Raw genomic sequence first — 8,556 nt, forward strand, 5'->3', positions numbered from 1 at the left:
CGATGCGCCTGAAGTGCATTCGCCTGGCGGGGTTCAAGTCGTTCGTCGACCCGACCACGGTCAACTTCCCCAGCAACATGGCGGCCGTGGTGGGCCCCAATGGCTGTGGCAAGTCCAACATCATCGACGCCGTGCGCTGGGTGATGGGCGAAAGCTCGGCCAAGAACCTGCGCGGCGAGTCGATGACCGACGTCATCTTCAACGGCTCGACCAGCCGCAAGCCGGTGAGCCAGGCCAGCATCGAGCTGATCTTCGACAACAGCGAAACCACGTTGCTGGGCGAGTATGCCGCCTACGCGGAGATTTCCATCCGCCGCAAGGTCACCCGCGACGGGCAGAACACCTATTACCTCAACGGCACCAAGTGCCGGCGCCGCGATATCACCGATATCTTCCTGGGCACCGGCCTGGGCCCGCGCAGCTACTCGATCATCGAGCAGGGCATGATCTCCAAGCTGATCGAGGCCAAGCCCGAGGAGCTGCGCAACTTTATCGAGGAGGCGGCCGGCATCTCCAAGTACAAGGAGCGCCGCCGCGAGACCGAGAGCCGCATCCGCCGCACCCAGGAGAACCTGGCGCGGCTGACCGACTTGCGCGAAGAGCTGGAACGCCAGCTCGAACGCTTGCACCGACAAGCCCAGGCCGCCGAGAAGTACCGCGAATACAAGGCCCAGGAACGCCAGCTCAAGGCACGCCTGTCGGCCCTGCGCTGGCGCGACCTGGACGAACGCGTACGCCAGCGTGAGGCGGTGATCGGTGATCAGGACGTGGCGCACGAGGCGCTGGTCGCCGAGCAGCGCAATGCCGACGCCAGCATCGAGCACCTGCGCGATGGCCACCATGAACTGTCCGAGCGCTTCAATCAGGTGCAGGGCCGCTTCTATTCGGTGGCCGGCGATATCGCCCGGGTCGAGCAGAGCATCCAGCACGGCCAGCAGCGCCTGCGCCAGCTGCAGGACGATTTCAAGGAAGCCGAACGCACGCGGCAGGAGACCGAGTCGCACCTGGGTCATGACCGCACCTTGCTGGCTACCCTCGGTGAAGAGCTGGCCATGCTCGAACCTGAGCAGGAAATGACCCTGGCCGCCGCCGAGGAAGCCGCCGCAGCCCTCGAAGAGGCCGAGCTGGGCATGCACGGCTGGCAAGAGCAATGGGATAGTTTCAACACCCGCTCCGCCGAGCCGCGGCACCAGGCCGAGGTGCAGCAGGCACGCCTGCAGCAGCTGGAGGCCAGCCTGGAACGCCAGGCCGAGCGCCAGCGCAAGATGGTGGAGGAGCGCGACCAGCTGGGCGCCGACCCGCAGGATGCCGCCATGCAGGAGCTCTCGGAGCAACTGGCCAGCAGCGAGATGCTGCTGGAAGAATTGCAGCTCTCGGAAGGGCAGGTGGTCGAGCAGTTGGACGCCGTACGCGAGCAACTGCAGCAAGCTACCCAGGCTCAGCAACAGCAACAGGGTGAGTTGCAGCGCCTGGGCGGCCGCCTGGCCTCGCTGGAGGCGCTGCAGCAGGCAGCCTTGGAACCGGGTGCGGGCGCAGCCGACTGGCTGCGCGGCCAGGGCCTGGAGCAGCGACCGCGACTGGCCGAAGGGCTTCGCGTCGAGCCGGGCTGGGAGCTGGCGGTGGAAACCGTGCTGGGCGCCGACCTGCAGGCGGTGCTGGTGGATGAATTCGCGAGCCTGGATTACAGCACGCTCGAGCAAGGCGAGCTGCGCTTGCTGCTGGCGGCCGACACAGCGGTACGCCAGCCCGGCAGCTTGCTCGACAAGGTCGAGGGGCGTACTGACCTGGCGCCCTGGCTGGGCCAGGTCAAACCGGTGGAGGACCTCGCCCAGGCCCTGGCGCAGCGCGCCTCGCTTGGCGACGGGCAAAGCCTGGTCAGCCGCGATGGCTACTGGGTCGGTCGGCACTTCCTGCGCGTCAGCCGAGGGGGCGAGGCCCAAGGGGGCGTGCTGGCCCGCGGCCAGGAAATCGAGCGCCTGGGCCATGAGCAGCTGGAGCAGGAAGCTGCGCTGGAACAGCTCGAAGAGCAGCTGCAAGTGCTGCGTGAGCAGCAGCTGGGCCTGGAAGAGCAGCGAGAGGCACTGCGCCGTCGCACTCAGGAAGAAAGCCGCCAGCATGGCGAATTGAATGCCAGCCTCAGCGCCAGTCGCGCCCGCGCCGAGCAGGTCGAGTTGCGTCGTCGTCGGCTGCAGGAAGAATTGAGCGAGCTTCACGAACAGCGCGAGCTTGAGCATGAGCAACTGGGCGAAGCGCGCCTGCTGCTGCAGGAGGCCCTGGAGCTGATGGCCCAGGACACCGAGCAGCGCGAGCAACTGATGGCCCGCCGCGATACCTTGCGCGAAGGCCTCGATCGTATCCGCCAGCAAGCCCGCCAGCACAAGGATCATGGCCACCAGTTGGCCGTGCGCCTGGGTTCGTTGCGCGCCCAGCACGACTCCACCCGGCAGGCCCTGGAGCGCCTGGAGCAGCAGGCAGCACGGCTGAGCGAGCGTCAGGAGCAACTGAGCCTGAACCTGGAAGAGGGTGAGGCACCGCTCGAAGAGCTGCGCCTGAAGCTTGAAGAACTGCTGGAGCGGCGCATGAGCGTCGATGAAGAGATGCGCCTGGCGCGCCTGCACATGGACGAAGCCGACCGTGCCCTGCGCGATGCCGAGAAGCGACGTACCCAGGCCGAGCAACAGGCGCAGTTGCTGCGCGGGCAGTTGGAGCAACTGCGCCTGGAATGCCAGGGCCTGGATGTGCGCCGCAAGACCCTGCAAGAGCAATTGCTGGCCGATGGCTACGACCTGCAGGGCGTGCTTGCCACGCTGGAGGCCGATGCCACCGAGCAAGGCACCGAGCAGGAACTGGAGCAGGTCGAGGGGCGCATCCAGCGCCTTGGCGCGATCAACCTGGCAGCCATCGAAGAGTATGAGCAGCAGTCCGAGCGCAAGCGCTACCTGGACGCCCAGGATGCCGACCTGGTCGAAGCGCTGGAGACCCTGGAAAACGTCATTCGCAAGATCGACAAGGAAACCCGCAACCGCTTCAAGGATACCTTTGATCAGATAAATGCCGGATTACAGGCACTTTTCCCAAAAGTTTTCGGTGGTGGCAGCGCTTATCTGGAACTGACGGGCGAAGATCTACTCGATACAGGGGTGACGATCATGGCGCGTCCGCCGGGCAAGAAGAACAGCACCATCCATCTGCTGTCCGGCGGCGAGAAGGCACTGACTGCACTGGCGCTGGTGTTTGCCATCTTCAAGTTGAACCCCGCACCGTTCTGCATGCTCGACGAGGTCGATGCACCGCTGGACGATGCCAACGTCGGGCGATACGCCCGGCTGGTCAAGGAAATGAGTGAAAGTGTGCAATTCATCTACATCACCCATAACAAGATTGCCATGGAAATGGCGGATCAGTTGATGGGGGTGACCATGCATGAACCCGGCTGCTCACGTCTTGTTGCGGTCGATGTAGAGGAGGCGCTTGCCATGGTCGACGCCTGATGAGCGAAGATGGGTCGCATTCTGTAGGTAAATGCCCCGTCACATGCGACAGACGGTGTAAAGTTGTCTTTGGTCGTGCTAGCTTAATGTCACTCGTTTTTTGCGTGGGTAAAACGCCTGTCAGAACATAGAGTTGGCGCCACGTGTTAAAGGGCTTTGAACCCTTTGTTTTCAAGCATATTTTTATAGAGGCACGGGATTACATGGAAATCGGTCTGCGCGAGTGGCTGATCGTCATCGGCATCATTGTCATCGCCGGTATTCTTTTTGACGGCTGGCGCCGCATGCGCGGCGGAAAAGGCAAGTTGAAATTCCGTCTGGATCGCAGTTACTCCAACCTGCCGGACGAGGAGGGCAGCGCTGAAGTGCTCGGTCCGTCGCGGGTGCTGGATACCCAGAAGGAACCAGAACTGGACGAAAGCGACCTGCCTTCGCTCAGCGCCCCGGCGCGTGAACGCGAACGTGAGCCGAAGCCGGCCAAGGCCAGCAAACGTGGCAAACGTGCCGCCGAAGCCCCCGTGCAGGCGCAGGGAGACCTCAACCTGGCCGCCGAACCGCGCGAGCCGGACCTGTTCGCCGATGCAGATGACGATTTCGCCGACGACAGCAACCGCAGCAGCGGTTTCACGGCCACCGGTGCTGCCGCCACTGCCGCCAAGGACCTGCCGCCGGTCGAGGAAGTGCTGGTGATCAGCGTGATCTCCCGCGACGAAGGTGGCTTCAAGGGGCCGGCCCTGCTGCAGAACATTCTCGAAAGCGGCCTGCGTTTCGGCGAAATGGACATCTTCCACCGCCACGAGAGCATGGCCGGTCACGGCGAGGTGTTGTTCTCCATGGCCAACGCGGTCAAGCCCGGCATTTTCGACCTGGATGACATCGACCACTTCAGCACCCGTGCGGTGAGCTTCTTCCTTGGCCTGCCAGGCCCGCGTCATCCCAAGCAAGCCTTCGACGTGATGGTCGCAGCGGCCCGCAAGCTGGCCCACGAGCTCAATGGCGAGCTCAAGGATGACCAGCGCAGCGTGCTGACGGCCCAGACCATCGAGCACTACCGTCAGCGTATCGTCGAGTTCGAGCGCCGTGCGCTGACTCAGAAGCGTTGATGAAGACCAGCGAGCGGACCATGCCTCGGTCCAGCTCGCCCCGTTTCAAGCGCAAGAGCAGCCAAGGGCTGCTCTTTTGCTTTGCAAGAGAGCCAGAAGAATGACCGCCGAAACCCGAATCCACGAACTGCGCGCCGAGCTCGACCAGCACAATTACCGTTACTACGTGCTCGACGAGCCGAGTGTGCCCGACGCCGAATACGATCGCCTGTTCAACGAGCTCAAGGCGCTGGAGGCCGAGCATCCGCACCTGGTTACCCCTGATTCGCCAACCCAGCGCGTCGGCGGTGCGGCACTGGCTGCGTTCAGCCAGGTGCGCCACGAAGTGCCCATGCTCAGCCTGGGCAACGCCTTCGAAGAAGCCGACCTGCGTGAATTCGGCCGCCGTGTGGTGGATGGCCTCGATCAGCCCGGCGCGGTCGACTACAGCTGCGAGCCGAAGCTCGACGGCCTGGCGGTCAGCCTGCTGTATCGCGATGGCCAACTGGTGCAAGGCGCCACCCGGGGCGACGGCACCACCGGCGAAGACATCAGCGCCAACGTGCGCACGGTGCGCAACATTCCCCTGAAGCTGCAAGGTGAAGGCTGGCCGGCCGTGCTCGAAGTGCGCGGCGAGGTGTACATGAGCAAGGCCGGTTTCGACCGGCTCAACGCTGCCCAGGTCGAGGCCGGCGGCAAGACCTTTGCCAACCCGCGCAATGCCGCAGCCGGCAGCCTGCGTCAGCTGGATTCGAAGATCACCGCCAGCCGCCCGCTGGAATTCTGCTGTTACGGCGTAGGCCAGGTGTCCGCCAGCATCGGCGAAAGCCATATCGGCATTCTCGAGCAACTCAAGCAGTGGGGCCTGCCGATCAGCCGTGAACTCAAGCATGCTGCCGGTATCGAGCAGTGCCTGGAGTATTACCGCGACATCGGCGAGCGGCGCAACAGCCTGCCCTACGAGATCGACGGCGTGGTGTTCAAGGTCAACAGCCTGGCGGCCCAGCGCGAGCTGGGTTTCCGCGCCCGTGAGCCGCGCTGGGCCATCGCCCACAAGTTCCCGGCCATGGAAGAACTCACCGAGGTGCTGGACGTGGAGTTCCAGGTAGGCCGCACTGGCGCGGTGACGCCGGTGGCGCGTCTGAAACCGGTCAAGGTGGCCGGCGTGACAGTGTCCAACGCGACCTTGCACAACATGGACGAAATCGCCCGTCTGGGCCTGCGCATCGGTGACACGGTGATCATCCGCAGGGCGGGCGATGTCATCCCGCAGGTCATGCAGGTGGTGCTCGAACGGCGTCCCGAAGACGCCCGGCCCGTGCAAGTGCCGAGCGAATGCCCGGTGTGCGGCTCCCAGGTCGAGCGGACCCAGCTGATCAAGCGCAGCAAGGGCAAGGAAACCACCAGCGAAGGCGCGGTGTACCGCTGCGTGGGGCGCCTTGCCTGCGGTGCGCAACTCAAGCAGGCGATCATTCACTACGTGTCGCGTCGCGCCATGGACATCGACGGGCTGGGCGAGAAGAGCGTCGAGCAGTTGGTGGACGAGGGCCTGATCGGCTCGCCGGCCGACCTCTACAAGCTGCAGTTCGACCAGATCGTTGGCCTGGAGGGCTTTGCCGAGGTCTCCAGCAAGAAGCTGCTGGATGCCATCGAGGCCAGCAAGCGTCCGGGCCTGGCGCGCTTCATCTATGCCCTGGGTATCCCCGACGTGGGCGAGGAAACCGCCAAGGTGCTGGCCCGCTCGCTGGGCAACCTGGCGCGCGTGCAGCAGGCGCTGCCTCAGGTGCTGACCTACCTGCCGGACATCGGCCTGGAAGTTGCGCATGAGATCCACAACTTCTTCGAAGACGAACACAACCGCAAGGTGATCGAGCAGCTGCTGGCCTGTGGCATGCAGTTGCAGGACGAAGGCGAGCTGGCAGCCGAGTTCGCAGCAAGCACTACCTTGGCCGGGCTGATCGCCAAACTCGACATCGCTTCGGTCGGACCTACCGGTGCGCAAAAGCTGGTGGCCAAGCTGGGCAGCCTGGACAAGATCATCGAGGCCGACGGCATCGACTTGCGTCAGGCGCTGAATGCCAAGCAGGCCGATGCGGTGCGTGAGTTCTTCAGGGACCAGGCGAACCAGAAGCTGGCCCGCGACATCGAGGCGCAGTTGCTGGCGTTCGGCATGCACTGGAGCAGCGAGAAGAAAGTCGCCGAAGGATTGCCCCTGGCAGGGCAGACCTGGGTGCTGACCGGCACGCTGGAGCGCATGAGCCGCGACATCGCCAAGGAGAAGCTGGAAAGCCTGGGGGCCAAGGTGGCGGGCTCGGTGTCGGGCAAGACCCACTGCGTGGTGGCCGGCCCGGGAGCGGGTTCGAAGTTGGCCAAGGCCAGTGAGCTGGGGGTCAAGGTGCTGGATGAGGATGCGTTCGTCGTGTTCCTGGGGGAGCAGGGCATCGCCATCTGACGGCGCGGGCCTTCAGTCCAGGACAAGTCATTGAGAAATGATGACTTTTTCTCCCTCAGAGGTTGTATCTAGCCCCCAGACCGGTACAATGGCGCCACTCGCTGCTCAGCGAGGCGCGTAGTGGTGGCTCCATCGGTCCCCCCGCATTGATTACCCGTTAACCTGGTCAGGCCCGGAAGGGAGCAGCCATAGCGGGAACATCGAGTGCCGGGGTGTGGCTGGTGGGGCCGCCTCCATTTCCGGGGTCGGAAAATCCATCCAGCCCCTCAGCGTATGCCTTTCAACGGCGTGCCATCGCATTGAAGCCTCTTTGATCGCGCCTGCCGCCAGTAATCTGAAGGCTTGGGCTCATGGCTGTCTCAGCAACAGGACAAAAGCAGTTATTGCTACCAAGGTAATTCCGGCGCCCAGGCTCAGGAGCAGCAGAAATTGCCAAGGTGAGAACCGTGTAGCATTGCGTATCTCTTCGTCCAGTTCCTTCAGGTCGCGCTGGAATTGCTCGGCACTCTCAGGTGTGATGCGTTGCATGAGGCTTCCTCCTGCGCAGAACTCAATATTTGAGTACCAGATTGATAATTGCGGCAATGGCTGTAGTGAAGGCTGACCCCACTATAACGGGGTAGCAGAGCGCTTCATGGCGGAGCTTGTGCGCTTCAGCGCTGAACTTTTTCGCTTCTGCCGTGAGTTTGCGGTTCTCGAGCTGCAGCTTGTCGAGTTCCATGTTTTGTCGATTGTCCAGGAGCATCGGTGTCCTTTCCGCTGTCGGTGGCTGTGCTTTGATTGCTGATAGTGTGCGCCGTTGAGGGTTGGAGAGGAATCGTTCACTTCAGATGCGTTTGTAGGTCAATCGACGTGCAGACCGTGAATTGTTTGACCTGCAGGGTTTTAGTTAGGGTGGTCCTACTTGCATTTAGGAAACTTCCTACAACAAACTTAATGCTGACGAAATATCCTACGCATGCTGTCGATACCCGTCTGATTGTTCCTGGAAACCTCGCCCTTTAATCTTTTGCGGTCGCTGTCGGTTCAGCGATCGGGTGTGGAAGCCCGGGGTTCGGTTGTCGTCGTTATGACAGTTGTGCGCGGGAGGCCTTCGAGCCTGCCGGGCTTACCCGTACCCCTGGTCTTCCACCCCGCGTACAACTGTCACCCCAAAGTGTGGAAGCGAAAGGGTGCCCATAACCCGGTACGGTGCTGTCATGAAAAAAATTGTTCCCGATCCACCCTATACCTTCGATCTTCCTCCAGGAAAAACCCTCATCCCGAGCCATCAGCGAAGGCATCGTGCCGATGGAATTCGTCCTGATGAATGTCTCGCATTACCTGATGTTCGCCTACAGCGACAGCCGTCGAGCGCTGGAGCGGATAGAGGATGAAGAGACCAGGCAACAGCTGCAGCATGGGTTGCGGGCCATGCAGATCGCCTGGGGGCAGGCGGATGCTGTGGCGTTGGCGGTGGAGCGGCAGGATAGATCGCTTAATGGCTGACGGGCGCATGCCTTGAGGGTTGTGTCGTTCTCGAGATCGAGCG

At 62.9% G+C, this 8,556-nt stretch carries 6 protein-coding genes and 1 other RNA gene; 5 read left to right on the forward strand and 2 right to left on the reverse strand.

Annotated features, from left to right (window positions below; translation table 11 throughout):
• Positions 1-2: 2 nt before the first annotated feature.
• The 4 genes from smc (at position 3) to ffs (ending at position 7,252) form a co-directional block, all read left to right on the forward strand.
• Positions 3-3,491 (forward strand): chromosome segregation protein SMC, encoded by a 3,489-nt coding sequence (gene smc, locus PPL01S_RS06345; RefSeq protein WP_028625115.1) that lies wholly within the window; start codon positions 3-5, stop codon positions 3,489-3,491.
• A gap of 203 nt (positions 3,492-3,694) precedes the next feature.
• Positions 3,695-4,594, forward strand: coding sequence for a cell division protein ZipA (gene zipA / locus PPL01S_RS06350; protein ID WP_028625114.1), 900 nt, complete (start codon positions 3,695-3,697; stop codon positions 4,592-4,594).
• 100 nt (positions 4,595-4,694) lie between these two features.
• Complete coding sequence (gene ligA / locus PPL01S_RS06355) at positions 4,695-7,025, forward strand: NAD-dependent DNA ligase LigA (protein ID WP_016393746.1); 2,331 nt, start codon at positions 4,695-4,697, stop codon at positions 7,023-7,025.
• Between the two features lie 130 nt (positions 7,026-7,155).
• Positions 7,156-7,252: signal recognition particle sRNA small type (gene ffs, locus PPL01S_RS24530), an RNA gene on the forward strand.
• A 121-nt stretch (positions 7,253-7,373) separates the two neighbouring features.
• On the opposite strand, the gene PPL01S_RS06360 is transcribed toward ffs, so the two are convergent.
• Both PPL01S_RS06360 and PPL01S_RS06365 read right to left on the reverse strand, forming a co-directional pair.
• A complete protein-coding gene (locus PPL01S_RS06360; protein WP_028625113.1) occupies positions 7,374-7,553 on the reverse strand; it encodes a hypothetical protein in 180 nt (59 codons plus the stop codon).
• Positions 7,554-7,575: 22 nt separating this feature from the next.
• On the reverse strand, positions 7,576-7,746 hold the full coding sequence (locus PPL01S_RS06365; protein WP_308300909.1) for a hypothetical protein: 171 nt from the start codon (positions 7,744-7,746) through the stop codon (positions 7,576-7,578).
• Between the two features lie 569 nt (positions 7,747-8,315).
• On the opposite strand from PPL01S_RS06365, the gene PPL01S_RS06370 reads away from it, so the two are divergent.
• Positions 8,316-8,513 carry a hypothetical protein gene (locus PPL01S_RS06370; protein ID WP_016393744.1) on the forward strand — a complete coding sequence of 66 codons (198 nt, stop codon included), beginning with the start codon at positions 8,316-8,318 and terminating at the stop codon, positions 8,511-8,513.
• Positions 8,514-8,556: the final 43 nt, after the last annotated feature.

Source organism: Pseudomonas plecoglossicida NBRC 103162 = DSM 15088 (assembly GCF_000730665.1).
In the GTDB taxonomy this organism is placed as follows: domain Bacteria; phylum Pseudomonadota; class Gammaproteobacteria; order Pseudomonadales; family Pseudomonadaceae; genus Aquipseudomonas; species Aquipseudomonas plecoglossicida.